The sequence below is a fragment of the Streptomyces sp. DSM 120436 genome (genome assembly GCF_055778765.1).
This window is the reverse complement of record NZ_JBSKBS010000001.1, coordinates 3,367,231-3,393,428: the sequence shown is the minus strand read 5'-3', so window position 1 is coordinate 3,393,428 and position 26,198 is coordinate 3,367,231. Positions and strand designations below refer to the sequence as shown.

Below are 26,198 nucleotides of genomic sequence, written 5' to 3'. Positions count from 1 at the left end.
CCGCCGGTTCCCGTCCGCCGCGCGCGGGACCGCGGCGGGGGCGGAGGGCCACGCCTCCGCCCCCGCCCGCCTCACAGACGCGGGTCGACCGGCTCCGACTCCAGGGCGAGCACCGCGAACACCGGCTCGTGCACCCGCCACAGCGGCTCCCCGTCCGCGAGCCGGTCCAGGGCCTCCAGGCCGAGGGCGTACTCGCGCAGGGCGAGGGACTGCTTGTGGCCGAGGAAGCGGGACCGCAGCCTCGCCAGGTTCTCCGGGCGGGTGTAGTCGGGACCGTAGATGATCCGCAGGTACTCCCGGCCGCGGCACTTGATGCCCGGCTGCACCAGACGTCCGGCGCCGTCGCGGACCAGGGCGTCGGCCGGCTTGACGACCATGCCCTCGCCGCCGCGCCCGGTCATCTCCAGCCACCAGTCCACACCGGCCCGCACCGACTCGGGGTCGCCGGTGTCGACGTGGAGCCGGCGGGTGGTCCGCAGCAGGCCCGTGGCGTCGTGCTCGACCATGCGGTCGATCAGGGCGAGCTGCCGGTCGTGCGGCAGCGCGGCCAGGCTGCGGCCCTGGACGGCGAGGACCTGGAACGGCGCGAGACGCACGCCGTCCAGCCCGTCGGTGGCCCAGCAGTAGCGGCGGTACGCGTCGGTGAAGCCGGCCGCCGCACCGGCGCGCTCGCGCTGGCGGACCAGCAGCTCCCCCACGTCGACACCGCGCGCCGCGGCCCCCTCCAGCGCCGCGAGCGCGGCCGGGAGGACCGCGCCGGCCGCGGCGCCGACGGCCGCGTACTGGGTGCGCAGCAGCCCGGACGCCTTCAGCGACCACGGCATCAGCTCGGCGTCCAGCAGCAGCCAGTCGGTGTCGAGATCCGCCCACAGCCCGGCCTCGGTGACCGCCGTGCGCAGCCGGCCGAGGATCTCCTCGGTGACGGCCGCGTCGCCGAAGAACGGCCGGCCGGTACGGGTGTACAGCGAACCCGTCTCACCCCCGGCGGCGCCGAACCGCCGGGCCGCCACGTCCGCGTCCCGGCACACCAGGGCGACCGCGCGCGACCCCATGTGCTTCTCCTCGCACACCACCCGGGCCACGCCGTCCTGCGCGTAGCGTGCGAAGGCCTCGACCGGGTGCTCCAGGTAGCCGTCGAGCTGCGAGGTGGCCGTGGGCGCCATGGTCGGCGGGAGGTACGGCAGCAGCCGCGGGTCGAGCGCGAACCGGCTCATCACCTCCAGCGCGGCGGCGGCGTTCTCCTCGCGCACCGACACCCGGCCCATGTGCCGGGTCTCCACGACCCGCCGGCCGTGCACGTCCGCCAGGTCCAGCGGGCGCCCCTCGTGGCCGCCGGGCGCCTCGGTGCGCAGCGGCCGGACCGGCTCGTACCAGACCCGCTCGGCGGGCACGTCGACGAGCTCGCGCTCCGGCCAGCGCAGCGCGGTGAGCCTGCCGCCGAACACCGCGCCGGTGTCCAGGCAGATGGTGTTGTTGAGCCAGGTCGCCTCGGGGACGGGCGTGTGGCCGTAGACGACGGCGGCCCGGCCGCGGTAGTCCTCGGCCCACGGGTAGCGCACGGGCAGCCCGAACTCGTCGGTCTCGCCGGTGGTGTCGCCGTACAGGGCGTGGCTGCGGACCCGGCCGGAGGTGCGGCCGTGGTACTTCTCCGGCAGACCGGCGTGGCAGACCACCAGCCGGCCGCCGTCGAGGACGTAGTGGCTGACCAGGCCGTCGACGAACTCCCGCACCTCGGCGCGGAACTCCTCGCTCTCGCCCGCCATCTGCTCGACGGTCTCGGCGAGTCCGTGGGTGTGCTGGACGTTGCGGCCCTTGAGGTGGCGGCTGAACTTGTTCTCGTGGTTGCCGGGCACGCACAGGGCGTCGCCCGACTTCACCATCGCCATCACACGGCGCAGCACCCCGGGGCTGTCGGGGCCGCGGTCGACGAGGTCGCCGACGAACACGGCGGTGCGGCCCTCCGGGTGGACGCCGTCGACGTAGCCCAGCTTGCCGAGCAGCGCCTCCAGCTCGGCGGAGCAGCCGTGGACGTCGCCGATGATGTCGAACGGCCCGGTGAGGTGGGTGAGGTCGTTGAACCGCTTCTCGGTGACGACGGTGGCCTGCTCGACCTCCTCCACGCCGCGCAGCACGTGCACCTTGCGGAACCCCTCGCGCTCCAGGTGGCGCAGGCTCCGGCGGAGGTCGCGGGTGTGGCGGCGGATGACCCGGCGGGGCATGTCGGCGCGGTCGGTGCGGGCCGCGTTGCGCTCGGCGCACACCTCCTCGGGCACGTCCAGGACGATGGCGATGGGCAGCACGTCGTGCCGCTTGGCCAGGTCGATGAGCTGGCGCCGGGCGTCCTGCTGGACGCTGGTGGCGTCGACGACGGTGCGGCGGCCGGCCGCGAGGCGCTTGCCGGCGATGTAGTGCAGCACGTCGAAGGCGTCGCGGGAGGCGCTCTGGTCGTTCTCGTCGTCGGCGACCAGCCCCCGGCAGAAGTCGGAGGAGATGACCTCCGTCGGCTTGAAGTGGCGGCGCGCGAAGGTGGACTTGCCCGAGCCGGAGGCGCCGATCAGCACGACCAGGGACAGGTCGGTGACCGGCAGGGCGCGGCCCCGTGCGGTGGTGGTGGTGGTGTCGGTGGTGGTCATGCGGCCTTCGCCTCCGTCGGGGTGCCGAGCCGGAACACGGCCATCTGGGTGGGCGGGCCGACCTCGGGGTCGTCCGGCCCGACGGGCAGGAACTCCACCTCGTAGCCGTGGCGTCCGGCGACGGCCCGGGCCCAGCCGCAAAACTCCTCGCGGGTCCACTCGAAGCGGTGGTCGCCGTGCCGGACGTGCCCGGCCGGCAGGCTCTCCCAGCGCACGTTGTACTCGACGTTCGGGGTGGTGACGCACACCGTGCGGGGGCGGGCGGCGCCGAACACCGCGTACTCCAGGGCGGGCAGCCGGGGCAGGTCGAGGTGCTCGATCACCTCGCTGAGCACGGCCGCGTCGTAGCCCTTGAGGCGCTTGTCGGTGTAGGCGAGGGAGCCCTGGAGGAGCGTGACGCGGGACGCCTGCCGCTCGCCCATGCGGTCCAGCTTCAGGCGGCGGGAGGCGAGGGTGAGCGCCCGCATCGACACGTCCACGCCGACGATCTCGGTGAACGCCGGGTCCTTCAGCAGCGCCTGCACCAACTGGCCCTGGCCGCAGCCGAGGTCGAGCACCCTGGCCGCGCCGGACGCGCGCAGCACGGCGAGGATCGCCTCGCGCCGCCGCACGGCGAGCGGGGTGGGCCTCTCCTCGTCCTCGGTCTCCGGCTCGACGGCGTTGTCGAGGTCCTCGACCTCGCGGTCGTCCGCCTCGGCCAGCCGGACCAGCTCCAGGCGCTCCCTCGCCTGCCGGGTCAGCGACCAGCGGTGGGAGAGGTAGCGGCGGGTGATCAGCTCCCGCTCGGGGTGGCCGGCCAGCCAGCCGTCACCGGCGCGCAGCAGCTTGTCGACCTCGTCGGAGGAGACCCAGTAGTGCTTGGCGTCGTCGAGGACCGGGAGCAGCACGTAGAGGTGGCGCAGGGCCTCGGCGAGGGTGAGGGCGGCGGCCTCCAGGGTCAGGCGCAGGTAGCGCGAGTCGCCCCACTCCGGGAACGCGGTGTCCAGCGGCACGGTCTCGGCGGTGACCGTCCAGCCGAGCGGCTCGAAGAGGCGGCGGACCAGGTCGGCGCCGCCGCGGGCGGGCAGCGCGGGCACCTCGACGCGCAGCGGCAGCGGGGCGCCCGGCAGCTCCGGGCGGGCGGCGCACACGCCGCGCATGGCGGTGGAGAAGACCGAGCCGAGGGCGACGGCGAGCAGCGAGGAGGCCGCGTAGGGGCGGTCGTTGACGTACTGCGCGAGGGCGGCGTCGGGGGCGCCGCCGCGGCCCTTGCCCTTGCCGCGCCGGACCAGTGCCACCGCGTCGACCTCCAGCAGCAGCGCCGCCGTGCAGCGTCCGTCGTCCGCCTCGGGGTAGAGGACGTGCGCCGTGCCGTACGACGTGGGGAACGCCTGCGCCTTCTCGGGATGCTTGTGCAACAGGTGACCGAGGTCGGTCGCCGGGCGCTGCGCGGAGCCGGTGGTACTGATCGTCAGGAACACGGAGTCACACCTCGAGACACCTTCTGAGCTGGGAGTACACACCGGATTCCGGTGTCGTCCCAACGTACAGCGGAGGTCTCGCGGGAGTCCGCGCATTTTTCGTACCGGGTGGGGAAGCGGGCCGCCCCCGGTGGGGCGGCCCGCTTCAGGACCGGGTCAGGAGAGCTGGGACCGGACCTCGGAGGAGATCAGCTCCAGGTGGTCCAGGTCGGACAGGTCGAGCACCTGGAGGTAGACGCGGCGGGAGCCGATCTCGGCGTAGCGGCCGATCTTGTCGACGACCTCGGCCGGGGAGCCCGCCAGGCCGTTCGTCTTGAGCTCGTCGACCTCGCGGCCGATCGCGGCGGCGCGGCGGGCCACCTCCTGGTCGTCGCGGCCGACGCAGACGACGAGGGCGTTGGAGTAGACGAGGTCGCCGGGGTCGCGGCCGGCCTCGCGGGCGGCGTTCCGGACGCGGTCGAACTGGGCCGCGGAGTCCTCGACGGACGCGAAGGGGATGTTGAACTCGTCCGCGTAGCGGGCCGCGAGGCGCGGGGTGCGCTTGGCGCCGTGGCCGCCGATCAGCACGGGCACCTTGGACTGGGCGGGCTTGGGCAGCGCGGGCGACTTGGTGAGGTCGTAGTACGTGCCGTGGAAGTCGAAGGTCTTGCCGGTCTCGGTGGCCCACAGACCGGTGACGATCTCGAGCTGCTCCTCGAGGCGGGCGAACTTCTCCTTGGGGAAGGGGATGCCGTACGCCTTGTGCTCCTCCTCGAACCAGCCCGCGCCGAGGCCCAGTTCGACCCGGCCGCCGGACATCTGGTCGACCTGGGCGACCTGGATGGCGAGCACGCCGGGGAGACGGAAGGTGCCCGCCGTCATCAGCGTGCCGAGACGGATGCGCTTGGTCTCGCGGGCGAGTCCGGCGAGGGTGATCCAGGCGTCGGTGGGACCGGGCAGGCCGTCCGCGGAGCCCATGCTCAGGTAGTGGTCGGAGCGGAAGAAGGCGTCGAAGCCGAGGTCCTCGGTGGCCTTGGCGACGGTGAGCAAGGTGTCGTAGGTGGCCCCCTGCTGGGGCTCGGTGAAGATGCGAAGATCCATGCCTCTTATCCTGCACGCTTCCGGGGGTGGGGGCGCGCGAGGCCCCTCGGCGTGCCTCGCCGCACACCGGTGGTGCGGCCGGTCGTGACCGGGGGTGGGGAAGATCGTCGGCACGTTCGGAGCCGGGCGTCCGGCTTCCGCGCCGGCCGCCGTGCCGGGGCGGGGCGGCGCCGGGGCGGGGCCGGGGCGGAGGGGCGCACGAGCCGCTGGGCGTCCGGGCGGGCCCTTGCGGGCCGGAGTGCGGCGCGGTGAGGAGCTGCCGGCCGCCGGGGCGGTCGGTGCGGCGGCGACCGGGTGAGGCCGCCGTACGGCGGGGGTGGGATCGGCGAGGTGGGTGGGGGCGCGTGTCAGCCGGCCTCCCGCTGCGGTGCCGCCGTCTCCCGCTCCGCCAGCTTGCGGAGCATGCCGCGGACACGGTCCCGCGCCTCGTCCGCCGCGTCGATGGCCTCGACACAGCTCCAGTACGTCGCCTCCTCGTCGGCGGCGCAGGCGATGCCGACCAGGGCGATGCCGACGTCGCCGAGCAGGCCGCCGAGGTGCGTCAGGCACGGGCGGGTGTCCCCCAGCTCGGTGAGCCGGGCCGCGCGCAGTTCGCCGGGGTCGAGCGGCGGCGGGTCCAGGACGCCGCAGCCCCGGTCGGCAAGATCGGCCAACCCCCTTGCCTCGTCACGCAGCCGGGGCGGTCCGACGAGGGCCAGGCGGCTCCCTATCGCCTGGGCCAGCGCCTGCGCCTGCCACACCTCGGTCAGCAGCTCCGGCACACCGCCGCCGGCGGCCAGGGCCCTTCTGCTCGTCACGATGAGCCGCACAGCGTCCATGCGCTGCCCCCGTCCGTCCGACGCGCTGCCCACGCGTCCGCATCCGCTGAACTCCCTTGTTCACTACCCAGAGTGAAGCTCTGTGAGACAAAAAGCCAGAGGAAGTCCGAAATCTGTGGACACCAATTCGAATCAGGTCGAGTTTTCGAACACGGAGCGTGACAACGGAAGGGGTCACTCCTGGGCGCGCGGCGGAGCGCCGGACCGCTCCGGCCCGGGCGCCGGGAACCTGTGCTCGTTCCGGTCGATCTTCTCGGCCAGGGCGGCCAGCGGATCGACGCCGAGGACCTCGCAGAACTGCAGGAGGTAGGCGAGCACGTCGGCCACCTCGTCGGTGACGCGGTGCGCGGTCTCCGGGTCGTCCATCACACGGGCCGACTCCTCCGGCGTCAGCCACTGGAAGATCTCCTGGAGTTCGGCCGCCTCCACGCTCAGCGCGGCGACCAGGTTCTTCGGCGTGTGGTACGGCCGCCAGTCCCGCGCGGCGGCGAATTCGGCGAGGCGGCGCCGGAGCGCGGGCAGGTCGTCGGGCGGCCGGGCCGCGTCGTCGTGCGGGTCAGTCACGCCTCAGGTGTACCACGGTCGCCCCGGGCACCCCGGCGGCCCAGGTGGCGTCGCTCAGCGCACCGGCCAGGCGGATGTGCCCGCGCTCGCACATCCGCGCCGCCAGCGCCAGCAGGGCCGCGCGCTGGGCCGGGTCGAGCGACCGGTCCAGGTTGTCGGCGAGGACGGTGAGGCACTGCAGGGCGGCCGGCACCTCGCCCGGCACGTCGGCCTCCAGCACGCCGGGGCCGGTGAGCAGCACCAGCGCGAGGGCGATGTAGCGCAGTTCGCCGTCGCCGAGCCGGCGCAGCTCGGTGCGGACGCCGTCGCCCCGGCCCAGCACGGCGCGCACCAGGCGGCCGGCGCCGCACGGCTCGGCGAGGAGGTCGGCGACGGGTCCGGCGCAGCCGACGCGCACCGCGTCCACGAGGAGCGCGTGGCGGCGGGTGCATTCGGAGCGGGTGCGCCCCAGCACGTCGGGGAGGTTGTCGCAGCCGCCGAGCAGCCGGCCGGTGCCCGCCGGGACGGGGTCGCGCATCCGCTCGGGGCGGGGGTCGCAGGGGAAGACGGAGCGCAGCGCCACCAGCATCTGCTCGGCCGCGGCCAGCACCCGGAGCTGGCCGGCGGTCGTACCGGCCACGCGCAGCGGCAGCAGCGCGGTGCCGAGGCGGTCGTCGGGGAGGGGCGCGCGGGTGACGGCGGTGGCGCCCGCCGTGTGCCAGGCGGCCTGCACGGCGCGCCGGCGGGGGTCGCGCAGCGCGGTCTCCAGCAGGACCAGGCCGTCCGCGGACAACCGCTCCCCCACGATGCGCAGTTCGGGTTCCGCCTGGACGGCGACCTCCAGGCGGACCGGCCCCTCGGGTCCGTCGGCGGTGCAGCCGATGCGGAAGCCGCGGCGGCGCTGGGCGTCGGGCCGGGCCCGCTCCGGGACGCAGGCCGACGGGTCCGGGAACACCTCGCCCAGTTCGGCCCCGCCGCCGAGCCGGGCGAGTGCCTCGTACGCGCGCAGCGCGGTGGTCTTGCCGCTGCCGCTGGACCCGGCGAACAGGGTGAGGCCGCCCAGGCGGAACGTGGTGCCGCGGTGCCCGGCGAAGGCGGAGAGCAGCAGCTCGGTGACCCGCGGCAGCCCGGGCCGCCGCGCCCGCCCGGCGTCCGCGGGAGCGCGCGTGAGCGGTTCGGCGGGGTGCGGGGGTGTGGTCGCGACCGGCTGGGGCGGGGACGGCGGGGTCATGCGCCGGACGCTAAACGCTTCCCGCCCCGCCGAACCGTTCCGCCACCGGTCCCTTCCCGCGAACGGACGGCACGCGCCCGCCGTGCGCCCCGCACCCTCGCGCCGCACGCGCCCCGCACCGGGCGCACGCCCCGCGCCCTCCTACGCCCCCGGCGCCCCCATGCCCTCCATCAGCCCCGTGACCTCCATGCCCTCCGGCGTGAGGAGGAAGACGTTGCGGTCCACACGGTGCATTCCGCTGGCGAGGCCGAAGACGACGCCCGTGCTGAAGTCGAGGACGCGCTTGGCGACGTCCGGTTCCGCGCTGGTCAGGTCCAGCAGGACGGGTATGCCGGACATCAGGGTCTCGGCGACCTCGCGGGCGTCCGCGAAGACGTTCACGCGCAGGACGACGAAACGGCGCCGCGCCTCCGTACGGGCCTCCGGCCTGGCGCGGTGGCCGACCGAGGACGGCCACGCGTCGCGGCCCCGCAGCGGCACGACCTGGGCGAGCCCTTCCCACTGTTCGTCGGTGACATCGTGGCTGCTCACCGGCATGCTCCGTCCCCTGTCGCGCTGGCTGTCTGCATCGGCCAATTCTTACCCATGGTCACCCGTTCGGCCCAATAACGACACGCTCCGCCATCCTTCGCTCCGCAACAGCCCGGTGCCGGACGGACGTTGACCCTGCCGCCGGAGGTCGCTTGCATGGACGCATGACTGGTGAGACGGACGGCGGGACGGGCCCGGTGCTGGGTTTCGAGACCCGAAAGGACTGGGAGGCGTGGCTGGAGGAGCATCAAGGCGACGCCCGGGGCGTGTGGCTGAAGATCCCGCGGAAGGGGTCGGGGCTCCCCGGCGTCGACTACGCCACCGCCCTGGAGTCCGCGCTCTGCTTCGGCTGGATCGACGGGCACAAGAAGAGCCTGGACGAGACGCACTGGATCCAGCGCTTCACCCCGCGCCGCCCGCGCAGCAGGTGGTCCGCCGTCAACCGGCAGAAGGCGCTTGACCTGATCGAGCAGGGCCGCATGCGGCCGGCCGGTCTGCGGGAGGTGGAGAAGGCGCGGGCGGACGGGCGGTGGGAGGCCGCGTACGCGAGTCAGCGGACGGCTACCGTGCCTGACGACCTGCGTGCCGCCCTGGACGCGGCGCCCGCCTCCGCCCGGGAGTTCTTCGACGCCCTGGACAGCCGCAACCGGTACGCGATCCTGCACCGGATCGAGGAGGCGAAGCGGGCGCGGACGCGGGCGGCGCGGATCGAGAGGTTCGTGGCGATGCTCGCCGCGGGCGAGAAGCCGTACCCGTGAGGATCCGGGGTGTTCGCCCCCTCCGCCCCCTCCGCCCCCTCCGCCCCTTCCCGTCCCGACCCCGGGACCCCCGCCCCCGGACCCCGCTCCCCACACGCCGGAGGCGCTGACGTGCGGGCTCCGCCCCGGGTCCGCCGTTCAGCGCCCGGGAGGGCTGCTTCCGGCCCGTCCGGCGTGTGAGGACGAGGCCCGCCGGGGCCGGCCGGGCACGCTCAGCCCGCCAGGACCGCCTCCGCCGCGGCCACCCCGCAGACACGGGCCGCCCCGTGGGTGGCGATGTGCAGGGCGCCGCGCGGCGCGGACTGCGGTATGCCCATCTCCACGACCACGGTGTCCGGCCCGGCGACGATCAGCGTGTCCAGGGCCGCGCCCATCCACGGGTGCCGGTGCTCGTCGCGGACCACGGCGACGACCCGTCGGCCGTTCGCCGCGCGGAGCGCCTCGGCGCCGGCGTCGGGGCCGCTGAAGTGGCCGGTGACGGTGCCCGGGAGCAGCCGCTCCAGCTCCGCGCCGACGCCCCACGGGGTCTCGTCGCCCACCGCGATGTTCGGGGCGGGGCTGAACGTGGCGACGTAGACGGGCGCGGTGACCGGGGCGGAGCCGGCGGTGCGGGTGACGGTCACCGCGCGGCGGGCGGCGGTCAGGCCGATCTCCGGCGCGGGGTCGTCGGCGGCGTCGGGCGCGTGCCGTGCGCCGGTCGTCCACGCGGCCAGCGACCTGACCCGGGCGGCGGCGTCGGCGAGCCGCTCCTCGGACAGTTCGCCGGAGCGGACGGCGGCGACCAGGGCGTCCTGGAGCCGCTGCACCGTGCTCTCGTCGCTGAGTCCGCCGCCCACGCAGATCGCGTCGGCGCCGGCCGCGATGGCCAGCACGGCCCCGTGTTCGAGGCCGTAGGTGCCGGCGACGGCGCCCATCTCCATGCCGTCGGTGACGATGAGGCCGTCGTAGCCGAGCTCGTCGCGCAGCAGGCCGGTGAGGATGCGCGGGGAGAGGGTGGCGGGGAGGTCGGGGTCGAGCACCGGCACCCGGATGTGGGCGGTCATGACGGCGCGGGTGCCGGCCTCGATGGCGGCGCGGAACGGCCGCAGTTCGCGCTCGTGCAGCGTGGCGGGGTCCAGGTCGATCCGCGGGAGCGCGTGGTGGGAGTCGACGCTGGTGTCGCCGTGGCCGGGGAAGTGCTTGGTGCAGGCGGCGACGCCGGTGGACTGCAGGCCCTCGACGTAGGCGGCGGTGTGCCGGGCGACCAGGGCCGGCTCGTGGCCGAAGGAGCGCACGCCGATCACCGGGTTGTCGGGGTTGGCGTTGACGTCGGCCGAGGGAGCCCAGTTGAGGTTGACGCCGCACGCGGCGAGCCGGCGGCCCAGTTCGCGGGCCACCCGCCGGGTGAGGGCGGGGTCGTCGACGGCGCCGAGGGCGTGGTTGCCGGGGAACGAGGAGCCGGTGCGGACCTCGAGCCGGGTGACGTCGCCGGCCTCCTCGTCGATGGCCACCAGCAGGTCGTCCCGTTCGGTCCGCAGCTGGGCGGTGAGGGCGGTGACCTGCTCGGGGTCGGCGACGTTGCGGCCGAACAGGGCGACGGAGACCAGGCCCTCGGCCAGTCTGCGCCGGACCCAGTCGGGTGCGGTGGTGCCGGTGAATCCCGGCTGCAGCACGGCGAGCGCGTCCCGGGTGAGGGTGCGGGCGCCGGTGGTGATGGTCGTCATCAGGTCGCGTTATCCCTTCACGGCGCCCGCGGTGAGGCCGCTGACGGCCCGGCGCTGCAGGAAGACGAAGAGGATCAGGATCGGGACGGCGAAGAGGGAGGAGGCGGCCATGGTCGCGCCCCAGTCGTCGCCGAACTGGGTCTGGAAGCTGGACAGCCACAGCGGCAGGGTCTGCGCGCCGCCGGACTCCTTGCTGAGCACCAGGACGAGCGGGAACTCGTTCCAGGCGGTGATGAAGCCGAACATGGAGGTGGACATCAGCCCCGGCGCGAGCAGCGGCAGGATGACCCGGCGGAAGGCCTGGGCGCGGGTGCAGCCGTCGACCATCGCCGACTCCTCCAGCTCCTTCGGCACGGCGGCGACGAAGCCGCGCAGCGTCAGGATGGTGAAGGGCAGGATCATCATCATGTAGAACGCGGTCAGCGGCACCAGGCTGTTCAGCATGGAGGCGTCGCGCACGATCATGTAGATCGCGATGACCATGACCTCCCAGGGCGCCATCTGGGCGAGCATGAAGCCCACGATGAAGCCGCGCCGTCCCCTGAACCGCATGCGGGCCAGGGCGAAGGAGCCGGCCAGCGCGATGACCAGGGAGAAGAGGACGGCCAGGCAGGTGACGGTGAGCGAGTTGCGGACGAACGTCCAGAAGTGCTCGGCGTCCGTCGCGGTGCCGAAGTGCTCGAACGTGATGTCCGTGGGGAACCAGACCGGGTCCTCCGCGATGATGTCGCCGGTCGGCTTCAGCGCCGTGGCGAACATCCAGTACACGGGGAAGAGGCAGACGGTGAACACGACGAGGGCCGTGGCGTTGGGCCAGACGCGGCCGAAGAGCGAGCGCTTCACAGCTCGTCCTCCTCTTGCTTGAGCACGATCCTGAGGTAGTACGCGGTCAGGCCGAGCATGATCAGGATGGTCAGCACCGCGATCGCCGCGCCCATGCCGTAGTGCTGGTTGCCGACGCCCTCGACGTAGGCGTAGACGGGCAGGATCTCGGTCAGCCGGTCGGGGCCGCCGCCGTTGAAGGTGAAGACCTGGACGAACGCCTTGAAGATCCAGATGATCTCCAGGAACGTCGTGGCGTAGAGGAACGGCCGCAGGAACGGCAGGGTGACGGTGGTGAAGCTGCGCCAGGCGCCGGCGCCGTCGAGCGCGGCGGCCTCGTACAGCTCGTTCGGGATGGTGGTGGTCGCCGCGTAGAGGTTGATCGCGACGAACGGCACGGACATCCAGACGATGAGCAGGGTGACGACGAAGAACGTCGACATCTGGCTGCTGGTCCAGCTGTAGTCGGCCATGGAGTGCCAGCCGAGCTTGTCCAGGACCCAGTTGACGACGCCGAAGCGCTGCGCGAACAGCCACTGGTAGACGGTGGTGGCGGCCACCACGGGCATGGCCCAGGCCAGCACCAGGCCGATCATCAGGGTGAACCGCATGCGCTTGCCGAGGCGGGCGAGCAGCAGGCCGACCAGGGCGCCCAGCAGCATGGTGAGGGCGACGTTGACGGCCGTGAACAGGATGGAGCGGAGGGTGACCCGCCAGAAGTCCTCCCCGGTGAGGACCTCCTTGTAGTTGTCGATGCCGTTCCACTCGGTGACGTGCTGGATCAGCTGCGCCATGTTGAGGTTCTGGAACGACAGCAGCAGGTCCTTGAGCAGCGGCCAGCCGAGCAGCAGCACGGTGGCCGCGCAGGCGGGCAGCAGCAGGAGGTACGGAGCGAGCGCGCCGGCCCGCGACGCGGCTCTCGGTCGGGAGGCACCGGGCGCGGTGTCACCCGGCTTGCGGACGTCCACCGGGCCGGAGGGCGGCCGTTCGGTCTGCACGGTCATGCTCGCGATCTCTCTTCTCGGCGTGCTCAACACGGGGCGGGGACCGCCTGGCCGGCCGGTCCCCGCTCCGGTCGGAGCGCGTGCGCTGTTACTGCTGCTGCGCCAGGCGCTTGTTGAACTCGCCCTCGACCTGCTTCGCGGCGGCGGCCGGGGACTTGCCGTTCAGGACGGCGGTCAGGTACGTCTTGATCGGGTTGGGGTCGTTCTCGACGGCGGCCCACTCGGGGATCAGCGGCGTGGTGCCGCCGACGGCGGCGGCCGGCGCGGCGGCCTCGGCGGGGGCGTTGCCCTTGAGGTTGCTCTGCAGCGACTCCTTGTTGGGGATGACGCCGTTGAGCTTGGCGAGCCGGCCCTCGTACTCGTCGGAGAGGGCGAGCTTCAGGAACTCCTTGGCGAGCTCCTGCTTCTGGCTGCCCGCGGCGACGGCGAGGTTGGAGCCGCCGAGGAAGACGCCCTCGGGCTTGTCGGCGGTGGCGCCGGGGATGGTGAAGTAGCCGATCTGCTTCTCGATGGCCGGGTTGGCCTCGATCGCGATGCCGGCCTCCCAGCCCATGCCGATGAAGGCGCCGACGTTGCCCTTGGCGAAGACCTCGCCCTGCTGCGGGGTGGCCTCGTCCTTGTCCTTGGGGGCCTTGGACAGGGCCTGGAACTTCTTGTAGGTCTCGGTGGCCGCGGCGACCTTGGGGTCGTCGAGGTTGGAGACGTACGTGTCGCCGTCCTTCTTGACCAGTTCGCCGCCCTCGCCGATGACCAGGCCGACGAAGTGGTACCAGTTCTGGCCGGGCAGGTAGATCGGCTCGGCGTCGGTCTTCTCACCGATGGTCTTGAGGGCGGCGTAGAACTCGTCGCGGGTCTTGGGGGTGTCCTTGAGGCCGGCGTCGGCCCAGACCTTCTTGTTGTAGAGGACGACGCGGTTGGCGAAGTACCAGGGGGCGGCGTACTGCTTGCCCTCGTAGACGGAGGACTCGTTGAGGGACTCGGTCCAGTCGGCGCCGATCTCCTCCTTGAGGTCGCCGAGGTCGGCGAGGCCGCCGGTCTTGGCGTAGGCGGGGGTCTGGGTGTTGCCGATCTCGAAGACGTCCGGGGGGTTCTCCTCGGAGAGGGCGGTGGTCAGCTTCTGCTGGATGCCGTTCCACTGCTGGACCTCGAACTTGATCTTCGCCTTGGTCTTCTTCTCGAACTCGGCGGCGAGGTCCTTCTGCCACTCGTCCGGTGAGGAGCCGTCCATGACCCACACGGTGAGCGTCTGCCCGGCGTAGCCGTCCGCGCCGGCCTTCTTGCCGCTGTCACCGCCGTCGTCGCCCCCGCACGCGGCGACCGAGAACAACATGCCCGCGACCCCGATCGCGGCTATCAGCTTGCGCTTCACGCGCCACCCCTCCTCAGGAATGCCTTGCACACCCACGCCCTCGCGGTGACCCTGACAACGGCGCAACAGCTCGGCGGGCTGGGACCCGGCTTCCGCTAAATGGTTTAGACCAGCAAGGGGAGCTTGGCCTAGACCTATGGTCGTGTCAAGGGTTGTCCGACTCACGGCTGGGTAACGGCAACGGCCCGCGGACGGGGCGGAGATGTCCGCCCAAAGAGGGGCGGGACGCAGGGTTGGACTAGACCAAAGGGAGAGCGCGCCGTTATAACGGGATCGCCGAGCGTGCGGCGCCGATCCCGGCGGTCCGCCGACGTGCACCGCGGCCGGCCGCTGCCGTCCGCGCGCCGGACACCGCAGCCGGAAGGCGGATATGAGCACGGACGTCAGCAGCGCCCAGCCCGGCACGGGGGCGCCGGGCCGCCGGCAGCGGGTGCCGAAGTACTACCGCATCAAGCAGCGGCTGCTGCAGATGACCGACGAGCGCGCCCCGGGCTCCCCGATGCCGGCCGAGCGGATGCTCGCCGTCGAGTTCGGCACGTCCCGCACCACGGTCCGCAAGGCGCTGCTGGAGCTGGTCAGCGAGGGACGGCTCGACCGCTTCCAGGGCAAGGGCACGTTCGTGGCCCGCCCGAAGGTGTACCGGGCACTCCAGCTCACCTCGTACACCGAGGACATGAGGGCGCAGGGTCTCAACCCCGCCTCCCGGGTCCTGGACATCGGCCACGTCCGGGCCGACGCGGAGCTGGCGGCGCTGCTGGGGGTGGAGCCGGAGGACCGGGTGCTGCGCATCGAACGGCTGCGGCTGGCCGGGGGTGAGCCGATGGCGATCGAGGCGACCCACCTGCCCGCCCGCCGCTTCCCCGGTCTGCGCCGCCACCTCTCCCGCCGCACCTCCCTCTACACCACCCTCGCCGAGGTGTACGGGGTCCGTCCGGCGGAGGCCGACGAGACCATCGAGACCTCCCCGGCGACCCCGCGCGAGGCGGGCCTGCTGGGCACGGACGTGGGCCTGCCGATGCTGCTGCTGTCCCGCCACTCACGGGACGAGAACGGGACGCCGGTGGAGTGGGTGCGGTCGGTGTACCGGGGGTCCCGCTACCGGTTCACGGCCGTCCTGACGCGTCCGGCGCCGTGACATCGCTGTCGGACGCCGCGAGCACCGCGACGCGGGTACGGGAGGGGTCGAGCACGGCGAGTCCCAGGTCGGCGGTGTCGTGGTGGAACCACGGAGTGGGGGCGAGGAAGCGCACCCAGCGGTGATCGACGGTACGACGCACCGCCTCCAGGAAGGGCACGTCGACGGCAATCCCCATGAGGGCGTAGAAGCTGTCCCAGGCGAACAGCCGGGCGTAGGCGCCGCCTTGGGCGTGCCCGTCGATCCCCCCGTGGTACGCCGCCCGGAACAGCTCGTCGAGCACGTCGTCGGCCGTCGTCGCACAGGCGACCCCGGTTCCGTCGCCCCTCAGGCAGTCCAAGGGGAGCCGCTCGAGGAAGGACATGCCGAAGTCGCCGGGGTCGAGCGGCGCGGGCAGCGCGAAGAACCGCACCTCGGGGGTGCGGGCCCACCCGCCCGCGGTGAACGGCCGCGCGGCCGCCCGGGCCCGGGCGTCGTCGGGCACGCCGACGGCCGACCGCGCGGCCGTGGCGCCCTGGCCGCTCGGAGCCGTCTCCGGAAACCGGGACCGGAGTTGCCGCGCTGTCCTGACGGGTCCCAACCCCCGCGCCCGCACCATGAACCGGTGCTCGACGTCCAGCCGCTGACCGGGCAGCCGCCCCAACGGATGCCCCAACGCACACAGTCGCTCCGCATACGCGTCGAGCCGTGCCCGCCCGGTCCTGGCCCCGGTCAGGGCAAGCTCCTGGAGCAGACAGGCCCGCATCTCGACGCCCGGTGCGCCCAGAACCCCCGGCAGCTCCCCGAACAACGGCTCGAGGCTCCGCACCCGCTCCGTCCTCGCCAGCCGCGCCGCCGTCTCCACGGCCTCCCGCGCCTCCTGGTCACAGCTCATCGCGCGAGCCTACGCAGACCGCTCGACGCCGAAGAGCGGGATCCTCGGCAGCGGGACGAGCACCGCGCGGAGGCGCGCGAGGAGGCCTGCCACTGCTTCGCGTCGTCCGGGTCGACCCGGTTCGGCGCGGGCCCGCACGGGTCGGTGGTGATGCGGGCCAGGGCTTCGCAGGAGAGCTTCCGTAGCCGGTGGGGAAACACGGGCATGCGTTCCTGCGGCCCGTCGTCCGGGTCGACCGGCTCCCCTCCGGGGCACTGCGCCGCGACGAGCGCCGCCGCGGCGACCGCCTCGTCCGCGTCCGTGAGCCGGTCCGTGGCGTCGATCGTCCGGATGAGGACCTCTCGGACCATCTCCACGCGCCGTCCGGGCTCGGCCTCGTCGAGGCCGTCGGCGAAGTCCGCCGCCGCGTCGCTGTCGAAGGGTCCGATGCCCCAGGCGCCCATGCCCGTCTCCTCGTGTGCGGTCGGCCGCATCCTCGCAGGAGGCACCGACACCGCGATCGCACCCGGCCCCCTCGGGCGGAACGGCCGCTTCAGCGGTTGGATCTCGGACATCCGTGGACGCTGCACGAAAACATTCGACGGTGGGCGGGGCGGAATTCCAGTCCCGGGACCGGTCATCACGCGGCGCTCGGGGCTCCGCGGCGACAGGGGGCACATGTGTACGACTTGTGTGCCCGGACCTCGGACGTCGTCGTGACGGCGGGGGCGCGGGGCGGGTCGCGAGATGGCGCCGGCGCGGGGCGTAGGCGTCATCGCCCGTTCATACGACGGGAGTTGAGACCCGGTGCGAGAGCTACGCGGACGGGTTCCGGACGGCGCATTCGGCCACGGCGCCCGGACACAATTTCCTTACACCCTCTCTTCATCCCGGCCCCGATGGTCTAGATTGACCCTGCTTCGGCCGTTCGGGCCCGGGGCGACCGATTAAATGATCTTTAGGTCCGACGCCACGGGAGGGGTTCGCCCACGGCGCCGGACGTGGGGGTGATCACACCGCCGAGCCCCGGGGGGGTCGGGTGCGGGGGCGCACCCGGGGGACCGGTCAGGTCCGCTCGGCTCGATGAACGGCGCGGCCGCGTGCCGCTGCCGCCGCGACAGGTCGTTCACGTTGTTCCGACTTCGTCCGTAGCCGGCGTGCCGGCGCGGGAGGCGGGGGTCTCCCGCGACGAGGAACAGCGCGGTTCGGGGGGTGGGGTCCCCCCGGCGGAAACAGTGTCAGGCGCACACGTCGCATCACCGGGGACCTGGGGGGTTCTGTGCGGCAAGGGGGATTGGTCAGCCCGTTCCCGTCGGAACGGGGTCGGCTGACGGACGGGGCGTTACACCGGGGGACGACGGACTGGGAGCACCGGTACCGCCGTACCGTGATCACGAGCGACGCGGTGGCCACCGCCGTCGTCGTCGCGGGGATCGGCAACTTCTTCGGCGTCCGGGACGCCGCCGACTGGCACGAGAAGTGGGGCATCCTCGCCTTCGGCACCTGGCTGCTGGTGCTGGGGGCGCTGACGGTGAGCCGGTCGTGGGCGCCGACCGTGCTCGGGCAGGGAGCCGAGGAGTTCCGGCGGCTGGGCCGCTCGCTCTTCGTGGCGACCGTCGTGCTCGCGCTCGGCGGGATCGCCCTGACCTCGCGCAACATCAAACTCTGGATCTTCGTCGCGGTTCCCGCGATCGCGCTCGTCACGATGACGATGCGCTATCTGCTGCGCCTGTGGCTGCACCGGCAGCGCAAGGAGGGCCGCTGTCTGCGCCCGGTGCTGGCCGCCGGGAGCCCCGCCACGGTGCGCGACCTGATCGCCCGCACCCGCAAGTACCCGCACCTGGGCTGGCGCGTGGACGCCGTGTGCGTGACGGACGGCCCCGGACCCGACGGCGGCCGGCTGGACGGGGTGCCGGTGGTGGGACGGCTGGCGGACGTCGCCGACCACGTCCGCCGCGACGGCTACCGCGTCGTCGCCGTCACCCCCGACCCGCACTGGTCGCCGGACCGGCTGCAGCGGCTGTCGTGGAACCTGGAGGGTTCCGACGCCGAGATGGTCGTCGCCCCGGTGCTGATGGAGGTGGCCGGGCCCCGGCTGCACGTCGACGCGGTCCTCGGCATACCGCTGCTGCGGGTCAGCATGCCGGCGTTCACCGGCGGCCGCCGCGCGGTCAAGGGCGTCGTCGACCGGCTGGGCGCGCTGGTCCTGCTGGTGGCGTTCGCGCCGCTGATGCTGCTGGTCGCGCTGCTCGTGACGACGGACAGCCGGGGCGGGGTGTTCTACCGGCAGCGCAGGGTCGGCAAGGACGGCCGCGAGTTCACCATCTGGAAGTTCCGCACCATGGCCCCCGGCGCGGACCGCGCCCGCGCCGCGCTGGACGGCCTCAACGAGGGCGCGGGACCGCTGTTCAAGATGCGCCGGGACCCGAGGGTGACCCGGGTGGGCGCGGTGCTGCGCCGCTACTCGCTCGACGAGCTGCCGCAGTTGTTCAACGTGCTCACCGGGTCGATGTCGCTGGTCGGGCCGCGGCCCCCGCTGCCGGAGGAGTGCGCCGCCTACGGCCCGGACATCCGGCGCCGGCTGAAGGTCAAGCCGGGGCTCACCGGGCTGTGGCAGATCAGCGGACGCAGCGACCTTTCGTGGGAGGAGGCGGTCCGCCTGGACCTGCGGTACGTGGAGGACTGGTCCCTCGCCCTGGACACGGTGATCTTGTGGAAGACGCTGCGTGCCGTGGTGCAAGGGCAGGGGGCCTACTGATGCGCGGCGGCCGTGGGGCGGCCGGCGTGCGGACCGCAGGCCGGCAGGGCCTGCCCGGGGGGAGGAACGGGTCATGAGAGTCAGCGTGTTCGGGCTCGGCTACGTGGGCTGCGTGTCGGCCGCGTGCCTGGCCGGCATGGGCCACGAGGTCATCGGGGTGGACGTCAACCCGGTGAAGGTGGACCTGGTCAACGACGGCAAGGCGCCCGTCGTCGAGGAGCGGATCGGTGAACTCGTCGCCGAGGTGGTGGGCGGCGGGGCGCTGCGCGCCACCACCGACGTGCGCGAGGCGATCGAGGGCAGCGAGGTGTCCCTGGTCTGCGTGGGCACCCCGTCGGAGCCCAACGGCAGCCTGTGCACGGCCTACCTGGAACGGGTCACCGAGGAGATCGGCGCGGCGCTGGCCGAGCGGGGCGGACGGCACACGGTGGCGTTCCGCTCCACGATGCTGCCGGGCACCTGCCTGGGCCTGCTGGTGCCGATCCTGGAGAAGCACGTCGGCGGCACCGCCGGCGTCGACGTCGGCGTCGCGGTCAACCCGGAGTTCCTGCGCGAGGGCACCAGCGTGCGGGACTTCTTCGACCCGCCGAAGACCGTCATCGGCGAACTCGACACGGCGAGCGGCGACGTCGTCGCGGCGCTGTACGGGGACCTGCCCGGCGAGGTGTTCCGGGTGCCGGTGCCGACGGCCGAGGCGATCAAGTACGCGGACAACGCCTTCCACGGACTGAAGATCGGCTTCGCCAACGAGCTGGGCGCGGTGTGCCGGGCGCTCGGGGTGGACTCGCACCAGGTGATGGACGTCTTCCTCGCCGACCGCAAGCTCAACATCAGCCCCGCCTATCTCCGTCCGGGCTTCGCCTTCGGCGGCTCCTGTCTGCCCAAGGACCTGCGCAGCCTGGTGCACGCCGCGCACCGGGCCGACGTGTCGGTGCCGATCCTCGCGCACGTGCTGCCCTCGAACGAGGAGCATCTGCAGCGCGCGGTGGAGCTGGTGGAGCGCACCGGGAAGCGCAAGGTCGGCCTGTTCGGACTGTCGTTCAAGCCCGGCACCGACGACCTGCGCGAGAGTCCGCTGGTCGAACTGGCGGAGCGGCTCTTCGGCAAGGGGTACGAGCTGCGGATCCACGACGCCAACGTCAGCCTGTCCCGGCTGCTCGGCGCGAACCGGGAGTACATCGAGACCCGGCTGCCGCACCTGGCGCAGCTGCTCGCCGACTCCGTCGAGGACGTGCTGGACCACGCCGAGGTCGTCCTGGTCGGGACGAAGGACCCGGCCGTGCTGTCGGCGCTGCCGCACGGCGACGACCCCGTGATCATCGACCTCGTCCGCCTCCCCGACGCCGAGGCGCGCCGGGCCGAATCCGGGTACGTGGGCCTTGCTTGGTGAGACGAAGGGCGCACGGGGCCGCCGCGCGCTGATCCTGGTGGAGAACCTGTCGGTGCCGTTCGACCGGCGGGTGTGGCAGGAGTGCCGGACGCTGCGCGACGCGGGCTGGGAGGTGGACGTCATCTGCCCGCGCGGCGGCAAGCGGGACACCGAGCCGGAGGCCGTGATCGACGGGGTGCGGATCCACCGCTACCCGCTGCGCGCGGCCACCGGAGGACCGGCCGGCTACCTGAGGGAGTACGGCACGGCGCTGTGGCACACCGCCCGCCTGGCCCGCAAGGTCGGCCCGGTCGACGTGGTGCACGCCTGCAACCCGCCGGACCTGCTGTTCCTGCCCGCGCTGTGGCTGAAGCGGCGCGGCGCGAAGTTCGTCTTCGACCAGCACGACCTGGTGCCGGAGCTGTACCTGTCCCGGTTCGGCCGGGGCGAGGACCTCCTCCACCGGGGCGTGTGCGCGCTGGAGCGGATGACGTACCGGACGGCGGACGTGGTGCTCGCCACCAACGAGAGCTACCGGGACGTCGCCGTGCGCCGGGGCGGACGGCGGCCCGAGGACGTGTTCGTGGTGCGCAGCGCGCCGGACACCGAGCGGTTCCACCCGGTGGACCCGGAGCCGGAGCTGAAGCGCGGCAAACCCCATCTGCTGTGCTACCTGGGGGTGATGGGCCCGCAGGACGGCGTCGACTACGCGCTGCGGGCGCTGGCGAGGCTCCGCGACGAGGTGGGCCGCACCGACTGGCACGCGGTGTTCGTCGGCGGCGGCGACACCTTCGACGCGATGGTGGAGCTGTCCCGGGAGCTGGGGCTCGCGGAGCAGGTGGAGTTCACGGGACGCGTGCCGGACGCCGACCTGGTGCGCTACCTGTCCACCGCGGACGTGTGCCTCTCCCCCGACCCGTGCAATCCGCTCAACGACGTGTCGACCATGAACAAGGTCCTGGAGTACATGGTGATGGGCCGGCCGATCGTCTCCTTCGACCTGAAGGAGGCGCGGGTCTCCGCCGGCGAGGCCGCCGTGTACGCGAAGGACGACGACGAGGGCGAGTTCGCCGCGCTGATCGCCCGGCTGCTGGACGATCCCGGACAGCGCTCCCGCATGGGGAAGTACGGGCAGGAACGGATCAACGGCCCGCTGGCGTGGCGCCATTCGCAGGCGGCGCTGCTGGCCGCCTACGAGGCCGCCGTCCGGGGCGGCGCGGGTGCGACGGCACGGAACGGGCGGGAACGAGGCACGTCCCTTGAGCGATGACGCAATACGCCTGGTCACCGTCGGGCGGGTGCTGCGCGGGCGCGGCAGGCTGCTGACGGTCCTCGTCGTGCTGGGGGCGCTGGCCGGCCTCGGCGCCTCCCTGGTGTTCCCGCCGCGGTACACGACGTCGGCGTCGGTGCTGCTGCCGGGCGCCTGGGAGGAGCGCGTGCTGCTCACCCAGGCGGAGATCGCCACCAGCACGGTGGTGACCGACCGTACGGCCGCGGCGCTCGGCTGGGACGGGGTCGACGGCGAGGAGCTGCGCGAGCGGGTGCGCGCCGAGGTCACCGACGGCAACATCATCAGGATCTCGGGCACCGCCGAGAGCCCCGGGAGGGCCCAGCGGCTCTCCGACGAACTGGCGCGGCAGTTCGTGACGTTCTCCGCCCGGATCGTCGACGACACCGCCGACCCGACGGCGGCGGCCGGTCCCGACCAGCTGCGGCGGATGGTCCTCGCCGCCGGCCGCCGCATCACCGAGCTGGCCGACTCCGCCGATCCCGGCCGGACCGTGGAGAGCGTGCAGACCCGCACCGAGCTGGCGAAGCTGCGCACCGAGCTGCAGCAGGCGGTCGAGAAGCTGGACCGGACCGGCTCCGACGCGGCCGGCTCCCGCCTGGTCGTCATGGGTCCGGCGGCCGTGCCCTCCGGCGAGGCCCCGCCGACCCGGGTCCAGCTCATCGCCGGCGGCGCGGTGCTGTTCTTCCTGCTGACGGTCGTCGGGCATCTCACCGCGGCCCGGGTGAACCGCCGGCCGCGCGCCGAGCCGGAGATCGCCGCCGCGCTCGGCTCCGGCCTGCTGGGCGGTGTCGAGGTGCCCGCGGACAAGGGCGCGCACCGGCCGGAGAGCGGCGGCGCGCGGCACCGGATCCGCCGACTGCTCGGGCTCGACACGCCCTGGAACACGCCCGTCCCGCCGGCCGCCGGGGACGAGGCCAGCCTGGGGATCCGCTACCGGAGGGTGTGCGGCCGGATCCGCGACCTGCTGCCGGGCGCGCGGCGGCTGCTGCTGGTCGTGCCCGACGACGACGGCGTCGCGCTGCGGGCGGCACGGCGGCTGGCCGAGGAGGCCGGCGGTGATCCGCTGCTGCGGGTGGCGGAGGTCTCCGCCGAGGCGCCGCTGGTGCCCGACCGCGGGGACGCGGCGGGCGTCCTGGTCGTGCTGAGCGCGGGCTCCCGCACCGCCGCCGAACTGGCCGGTGTCGCCGAGGCGTGCGCGGACGCGGGCCACGACGTCGTCGGCGTCGTCCTGGCCTGCGCGGTCCGGACCCGCCCGGCGCGGCCCGCCGGCCCGCCGCGGGGGACCGCCGCACCGGCGCCCGCCCTCGACGACGGCGCGCGGGGAGGTGCGCGATGACGACCGCCACGACGGAGCCGGCGGCCGCCGCTCCCCTGCTGGATCTGCAGGCGCTGGTGGTGTCGGTGCGCAGACGCCGCCGCGTGTGGGGGTCCCTGGCGCTGCTGGGGCTGCTGATCGGGGTGGCGGTGGCGGTGGTGCTGCCCCCGCCGCCGACCGCGGTGACCAAGGTGCTGGTCGCGCACCAGGACGACCAGCCGAACGACCCCGGCACGCTGATCCGCACCGACGTGGCGCTGCTGCACACCACGCGGATCGCGGACGCGGCGCTCGAGTCGCTCGGGTCCTCCGAGAGCCCGGAGGACTTCATGGAGGAGTACGAGGGCGCCGGCCTGACCAACAACCTGCTGGAGATCAGGGCCACGGGCGCGACCGGCGAGGAGGCGGTGGCCCGCGCCGAGGCGGTGGCCGAGGCGTTCGTCGCGGACCACGTGCGGCGGATCAAGCAGGCCGCGACCGCCGACGCCTCGACCCTGCTCGCGCAGCGCGACCGCATGCAGGAAGAGCTCGACCAGGTGAACGAGGCGATCGGCGACGGGCCGCCGGAGGACAGTCCGGAGGAGTCGGCGAACCTGGAGTCGCTGTTCGCCCGCCGCGCCGAACTCAGCTCGCGCGTCAGCGAGTTCTCCCAGCGGGCCGCGGAGGCCCGGGTGGGCACGCCCCGGCTGGTCGCGGGCACGCAGATCGTCGACGCCCCGCACACCGTGAAGCACTCGCTGCCCGTGGCCGTCGCCACCGACGGCGGCATCGGGCTGGTCCTCGGCCTGGTGCTGGGCCTCGTGGTCGCCGCGGTCGCCTCGGTGGTGGGCGACCGTCCGGTGCTGCGCCGGGACATCGCGCGGCACCTGGGCGCCTCGGTCACCGCGGAGCTGTCCCGGCCGGCGCTGCGGCCGGGCCTGTGGCGGCGCCGGCGCGCACGCGCGGCGCGGGCCCGGGTCACCTCGTCGCTGGCCCGTACGGCGCGCGGGGCCGCGGAGCCGCTGGCGCTGCTGGAGCTGGGCTGCGCCCGCGGGGCGGGGGTGCTCGCCCTGGGCCTGGCGCGGACGCTGGCGGAGGACGGGCCGGTGGTCGTGGTCGACGCCCTCCCCCGGCACGGCCTCAGGCCGAGGCCGGGCGACCCGGAGGTGGTCGGCGTGGAACGGGCCGCGGCCCTGCCGGCCGGCCGGCGCCGGATCGGCGTCGCCTCGGTGGCGCCCGGCGCGGCCTGGTCCGACCTCGCCGACCTCGCCGGCCGGGCCGTGCTGGTGGTGCGGGCCGGGCACGGCACCACCGCGTGGCTGCACACCGTGGCGCGGCAGCTCGCGGACCGGCGCGTGGAGGTGGCCGGTGTGGTGCTGGTCGACCCCGATCCGCAGGACCGGACGGACGGGACGCTGTGGGACGGGCCGTTCCCGGGGCAGCGCGTCCGCGACGAGGGCCGGCCGGCCCGGCAGGACAGCGGGAGCGCCCCCCACGCCGTGCGGGCGGCGGGGGACGGCCCGCGACGGACGCAGCGGCTGCCGATGTGGGCGGCGCGGGTCCCGGACAGCGACCAGGAGGGGCGGTAGCTCATGTGCGGCATCGCAGGCACGTACCGGTGGCCGGACGGCAAGGCGGTCACCGACCGGCTCACCGAGACCCTCGCCCACCGCGGCCCGGACGGGTCCGGGAGTTACGCCCACCCGCTGGGCGACGGCGAGGTGCACCTCGGGCACCGCAGGCTGGCCATCCTCGACCTGTCCGGCACCGGCGCCCAGCCGATGGTGTCGGACGGCCTGGCCCTGACGTACAACGGCGAGCTGTACAACGCGCCGGAGCTGCGGGCCGAGCTGGCGGGCGCCGGGGTGCGGTTCCGGGGCAGCTCGGACACCGAGGTGCTGCTGGAGGCGTGGCGGCGCTGGGGCACGGACTGTCTGCCCCGGCTGCGCGGCATGTTCGCGTTCGCCGTGTTCGACGAGCGGACCGGCGAGCTGGTGCTGGTCCGCGACCAGCTCGGCGTCAAGCCGCTGTTCCTGCTGCGGCGGGGTGAAGGGCTGGTGTTCTCCTCGGAGCTGAAGGGGCTGGCGGCGGTGGCCGGCGGGTCGCTGGAGGTGGACCCGGCGGCGCTGGTCGCCTCGCTGCTGTACTACTGGGTGCCGGACTCGCGGTGCGCGCTGCGCGGGGCGGAGAAGCTGCCGCCGGGCACCTGGCTGCGGTGCCGGCCGGACGGCTCCGTGCAGCGCGGTCGGTTCTGGGATCTGCGGGAGGTCGCCGCCGAGGGGCGGGAGCGCGCCCTGTCCGGTGAGCTGCCGGACCTGGCGGCGGTGGTGGAGGAGTCGACGCGGCTCCACCTGCTGTCCGACGTGCCGGTGGCGACGTTCCTGTCCGGCGGGCTGGACTCCAGCTATCTGACCGCGCTCGCGGCCCGCGACCGGCCCGGCATCCCCGCGTACACCATCGGGTTCCGGGCGCAGGACGCGCGGTTCGAGGCGATGCCGGACGACCTGCGCTACGCCCGGCGGGTGGCCGAGCGGTTCGGGGTCGATCTGCGGGAGATCGAGATCGCGCCGGACGTACGGGACCTGCTGCCGCGGATGACGTACCACCTGGACGAGCCGGTCGGCGACCCGGCCGCGATCAACACCTTCCTCATCTGCTCGGCCGCCCGGGAGGCCGGGGTGAAGGTGATGCTGTCGGGGATGGGCGCCGACGAGCTGTTCGCCGGGTACCGCAAGCACCTGGCGAACCTGATCGCGGTGCGCTACCGGCGGGTGCCGGGGCCGGTGCGGCGCGGGGTGGCCGCCGCCGTGGACCGGCTGCCGGTCGCCACCCGGCGGCGCGGGCTGCGGTCGGTGCGGTTCGCGAAGCGGTTCCTGTCCTTCGCGGGCCTGCCGGAGGAGACCGCGTTCCGGCGCAGTTACACCCTGTACGACCGCGAGGAGCTGACCGGGCTGCTCGACCCGGACCTGGCCCCGGCGGTGGACGACGTGCTGACCGAGCACGCGGACGTCTACCGGGACAACACCCTCGACGACTTCGTGAACCGCATGTGCCTGGCGGACGCCCGGATGTTCCTGCCGGGCCTCAACCTCGCCTACACCGACCGGTCGAGCATGGCCGCGTCGACCGAGGTGCGGGTGCCGTACGTGGACGTCGAGGTGGTCAGGGCGGCGTTCGCGGTGCCGGGTGCGCGCAAGATCGCCGGGCGGCAGGGCAAGGCGGTGCTCAAGGAGGCGGCCACGACGGTGCTGCCGCGGGAGATCGTGTACCGGCCCAAGGGGCTGTTCAGCGCCCCGCTGCGGGCCTGGATGAGCCGGGACCTCGCACCGCTGGTGCGCGAGGTGGTGCACGACGGCCTGCTGGTCCGCTCCGGCTTCCTGCGCCGGGAGGCGCTGGCGCGCATGGTCGCCGAGGACGCCGCCGGGCAGCGGGACTACTCCAAGCACCTCTGGCACGTGCTGACCCTCGAGCACTGGTACCGCGACGCGACCTCCCGGGCCGGACACGACTCCCCCGCATCGACGGCGTAGAGACAGTAGAGACAAG

At 73.8% G+C, this 26,198-nt stretch carries 21 protein-coding genes; 8 read left to right on the top strand and 13 right to left on the bottom strand.

What is annotated here, in order from left to right; translation table 11 throughout:
* Positions 1-71 precede the first annotated feature (71 nt).
* The 7 genes from ACWH4W_RS15200 to ACWH4W_RS15170 all read right to left on the bottom strand — a co-directional run bounded on the left by ACWH4W_RS15200 (position 72) and on the right by ACWH4W_RS15170 (position 8,302).
* On the bottom strand, positions 72-2,633 hold the full coding sequence (locus tag ACWH4W_RS15200; protein ID WP_473076258.1) for a polynucleotide kinase-phosphatase: 2,562 nt from the start codon (positions 2,631-2,633) through the stop codon (positions 72-74).
* Positions 2,630-4,093, bottom strand: a complete 1,464-nt coding sequence (locus ACWH4W_RS15195; RefSeq protein WP_473076257.1) for a 3' terminal RNA ribose 2'-O-methyltransferase Hen1 — start codon at positions 4,091-4,093, stop codon at positions 2,630-2,632. Before ACWH4W_RS15195 ends, ACWH4W_RS15200 begins: the two co-directional genes overlap by 4 nt.
* A 156-nt stretch (positions 4,094-4,249) precedes the next feature.
* On the bottom strand, positions 4,250-5,173 hold the full coding sequence (locus ACWH4W_RS15190) for an LLM class F420-dependent oxidoreductase (protein ID WP_473076256.1): 924 nt from the start codon (positions 5,171-5,173) through the stop codon (positions 4,250-4,252).
* A 347-nt stretch (positions 5,174-5,520) separates the two neighbouring features.
* The gene (locus ACWH4W_RS15185) at positions 5,521-5,991 is read right to left on the bottom strand and encodes a DUF6099 family protein (RefSeq protein WP_473076255.1); all 471 of its coding nucleotides are present in this window, start codon (positions 5,989-5,991) and stop codon (positions 5,521-5,523) included.
* Between the two features lie 174 nt (positions 5,992-6,165).
* Positions 6,166-6,555 carry a nucleotide pyrophosphohydrolase gene (locus ACWH4W_RS15180; RefSeq protein ID WP_473076254.1) on the bottom strand — a complete coding sequence of 130 codons (390 nt, stop codon included), beginning with the start codon at positions 6,553-6,555 and terminating at the stop codon, positions 6,166-6,168.
* Positions 6,548-7,765 carry an ATP-binding protein gene (locus ACWH4W_RS15175; protein ID WP_473076253.1) on the bottom strand — a complete coding sequence of 406 codons (1,218 nt, stop codon included), beginning with the start codon at positions 7,763-7,765 and terminating at the stop codon, positions 6,548-6,550. The genes ACWH4W_RS15180 and ACWH4W_RS15175 overlap by 8 nt, the downstream gene beginning before the upstream one ends.
* A gap of 141 nt (positions 7,766-7,906) precedes the next feature.
* Positions 7,907-8,302: a cell division protein SepF gene (locus ACWH4W_RS15170; protein ID WP_473076252.1), complete on the bottom strand. Its 396-nt coding sequence runs from the start codon at positions 8,300-8,302 to the stop codon at positions 7,907-7,909.
* Between the two features lie 158 nt (positions 8,303-8,460).
* On the opposite strand from ACWH4W_RS15170, the gene ACWH4W_RS15165 reads away from it, so the two are divergent.
* Positions 8,461-9,054, top strand: a complete 594-nt coding sequence (locus ACWH4W_RS15165; protein ID WP_473076251.1) for a YdeI/OmpD-associated family protein — start codon at positions 8,461-8,463, stop codon at positions 9,052-9,054.
* 212 nt (positions 9,055-9,266) lie between these two features.
* Here the strand turns inward: ACWH4W_RS15165 and ACWH4W_RS15160 are convergent, their stop codons facing one another.
* The 4 genes from ACWH4W_RS15160 to ACWH4W_RS15145 all read right to left on the bottom strand — a co-directional run bounded on the left by ACWH4W_RS15160 (position 9,267) and on the right by ACWH4W_RS15145 (position 13,952).
* On the bottom strand, positions 9,267-10,757 hold the full coding sequence (locus tag ACWH4W_RS15160; RefSeq protein WP_473076250.1) for a glycoside hydrolase family 3 protein: 1,491 nt from the start codon (positions 10,755-10,757) through the stop codon (positions 9,267-9,269).
* Positions 10,758-10,766: 9 nt separating this feature from the next.
* Positions 10,767-11,600, bottom strand: coding sequence for a carbohydrate ABC transporter permease (locus ACWH4W_RS15155; protein WP_473076249.1), 834 nt, complete (start codon positions 11,598-11,600; stop codon positions 10,767-10,769).
* Positions 11,597-12,583 (bottom strand): carbohydrate ABC transporter permease, encoded by a 987-nt coding sequence (locus ACWH4W_RS15150; protein ID WP_473076248.1) that lies wholly within the window; start codon positions 12,581-12,583, stop codon positions 11,597-11,599. The genes ACWH4W_RS15155 and ACWH4W_RS15150 overlap by 4 nt, the downstream gene beginning before the upstream one ends.
* A gap of 88 nt (positions 12,584-12,671) precedes the next feature.
* Positions 12,672-13,952: an extracellular solute-binding protein gene (locus tag ACWH4W_RS15145; protein WP_473076247.1), complete on the bottom strand. Its 1,281-nt coding sequence runs from the start codon at positions 13,950-13,952 to the stop codon at positions 12,672-12,674.
* Positions 13,953-14,322: 370 nt separating this feature from the next.
* Here ACWH4W_RS15145 and ACWH4W_RS15140 point away from each other — a divergent pair, with 370 nt between their 5' ends.
* Positions 14,323-15,087, top strand: a complete 765-nt coding sequence (locus ACWH4W_RS15140; RefSeq protein WP_473076246.1) for a GntR family transcriptional regulator — start codon at positions 14,323-14,325, stop codon at positions 15,085-15,087.
* Here ACWH4W_RS15140 and ACWH4W_RS15135 read toward each other — a convergent pair.
* Both ACWH4W_RS15135 and ACWH4W_RS15130 read right to left on the bottom strand, forming a co-directional pair.
* Positions 15,056-15,961, bottom strand: a complete 906-nt coding sequence (locus ACWH4W_RS15135) for a DUF6183 family protein (protein ID WP_473076245.1) — start codon at positions 15,959-15,961, stop codon at positions 15,056-15,058. The genes ACWH4W_RS15140 and ACWH4W_RS15135 overlap by 32 nt on opposite strands.
* On the bottom strand, positions 15,958-16,434 hold the full coding sequence (locus ACWH4W_RS15130) for a DUF4259 domain-containing protein (protein WP_473076244.1): 477 nt from the start codon (positions 16,432-16,434) through the stop codon (positions 15,958-15,960). Before ACWH4W_RS15130 ends, ACWH4W_RS15135 begins: the two co-directional genes overlap by 4 nt.
* A gap of 785 nt (positions 16,435-17,219) precedes the next feature.
* Here ACWH4W_RS15130 and ACWH4W_RS15125 point away from each other — a divergent pair.
* The 6 genes from ACWH4W_RS15125 to asnB all read left to right on the top strand — a co-directional run bounded on the left by ACWH4W_RS15125 (position 17,220) and on the right by asnB (position 26,182).
* Complete coding sequence (locus ACWH4W_RS15125; protein WP_473076243.1) at positions 17,220-18,698, top strand: sugar transferase; 1,479 nt, start codon at positions 17,220-17,222, stop codon at positions 18,696-18,698.
* 73 nt (positions 18,699-18,771) lie between these two features.
* Complete coding sequence (locus ACWH4W_RS15120) at positions 18,772-20,088, top strand: nucleotide sugar dehydrogenase (protein WP_473076242.1); 1,317 nt, start codon at positions 18,772-18,774, stop codon at positions 20,086-20,088.
* Complete coding sequence (locus ACWH4W_RS15115; RefSeq protein ID WP_473076241.1) at positions 20,078-21,337, top strand: glycosyltransferase family 4 protein; 1,260 nt, start codon at positions 20,078-20,080, stop codon at positions 21,335-21,337. Before ACWH4W_RS15120 ends, ACWH4W_RS15115 begins: the two co-directional genes overlap by 11 nt.
* A complete protein-coding gene (locus ACWH4W_RS15110) occupies positions 21,327-22,694 on the top strand; it encodes a polysaccharide biosynthesis protein (RefSeq protein ID WP_473076240.1) in 1,368 nt (455 codons plus the stop codon). Before ACWH4W_RS15115 ends, ACWH4W_RS15110 begins: the two co-directional genes overlap by 11 nt.
* Positions 22,691-24,241, top strand: a complete 1,551-nt coding sequence (locus ACWH4W_RS15105; protein ID WP_473076239.1) for a Wzz/FepE/Etk N-terminal domain-containing protein — start codon at positions 22,691-22,693, stop codon at positions 24,239-24,241. Before ACWH4W_RS15110 ends, ACWH4W_RS15105 begins: the two co-directional genes overlap by 4 nt.
* 3 nt (positions 24,242-24,244) lie before the next feature.
* Positions 24,245-26,182 (top strand): asparagine synthase (glutamine-hydrolyzing), encoded by a 1,938-nt coding sequence (asnB, locus tag ACWH4W_RS15100; RefSeq protein WP_473076238.1) that lies wholly within the window; start codon positions 24,245-24,247, stop codon positions 26,180-26,182.
* The last annotated feature ends 16 nt before the right edge of the window (positions 26,183-26,198 follow it).

Coding starts and splice junctions, on each gene's coding strand:
- ACWH4W_RS15185 (WP_473076255.1), bottom strand. CDS start 5,991: ATGGACGCTGTGCGGCTCATCGTGACGAGCAGAAGGGCCCTGGCCGCC.
- ACWH4W_RS15140 (WP_473076246.1), top strand. CDS start 14,323: ATGAGCACGGACGTCAGCAGCGCCCAGCCCGGCACGGGGGCGCCGGGC.
- ACWH4W_RS15200 (WP_473076258.1), bottom strand. CDS start 2,633: ATGACCACCACCGACACCACCACCACCACCGCACGGGGCCGCGCCCTG.
- ACWH4W_RS15160 (WP_473076250.1), bottom strand. CDS start 10,757: ATGACGACCATCACCACCGGCGCCCGCACCCTCACCCGGGACGCGCTC.
- ACWH4W_RS15105 (WP_473076239.1), top strand. CDS start 22,691: ATGACGACCGCCACGACGGAGCCGGCGGCCGCCGCTCCCCTGCTGGAT.
- ACWH4W_RS15175 (WP_473076253.1), bottom strand. CDS start 7,765: ATGACCCCGCCGTCCCCGCCCCAGCCGGTCGCGACCACACCCCCGCAC.
- ACWH4W_RS15120 (WP_473076242.1), top strand. CDS start 18,772: ATGAGAGTCAGCGTGTTCGGGCTCGGCTACGTGGGCTGCGTGTCGGCC.
- ACWH4W_RS15150 (WP_473076248.1), bottom strand. CDS start 12,583: ATGACCGTGCAGACCGAACGGCCGCCCTCCGGCCCGGTGGACGTCCGC.
- ACWH4W_RS15190 (WP_473076256.1), bottom strand. CDS start 5,173: ATGGATCTTCGCATCTTCACCGAGCCCCAGCAGGGGGCCACCTACGAC.
- ACWH4W_RS15130 (WP_473076244.1), bottom strand. CDS start 16,434: ATGCGGCCGACCGCACACGAGGAGACGGGCATGGGCGCCTGGGGCATC.
- ACWH4W_RS15135 (WP_473076245.1), bottom strand. CDS start 15,961: ATGAGCTGTGACCAGGAGGCGCGGGAGGCCGTGGAGACGGCGGCGCGG.
- ACWH4W_RS15170 (WP_473076252.1), bottom strand. CDS start 8,302: ATGCCGGTGAGCAGCCACGATGTCACCGACGAACAGTGGGAAGGGCTC.
- asnB (WP_473076238.1), top strand. CDS start 24,245: ATGTGCGGCATCGCAGGCACGTACCGGTGGCCGGACGGCAAGGCGGTC.
- ACWH4W_RS15165 (WP_473076251.1), top strand. CDS start 8,461: ATGACTGGTGAGACGGACGGCGGGACGGGCCCGGTGCTGGGTTTCGAG.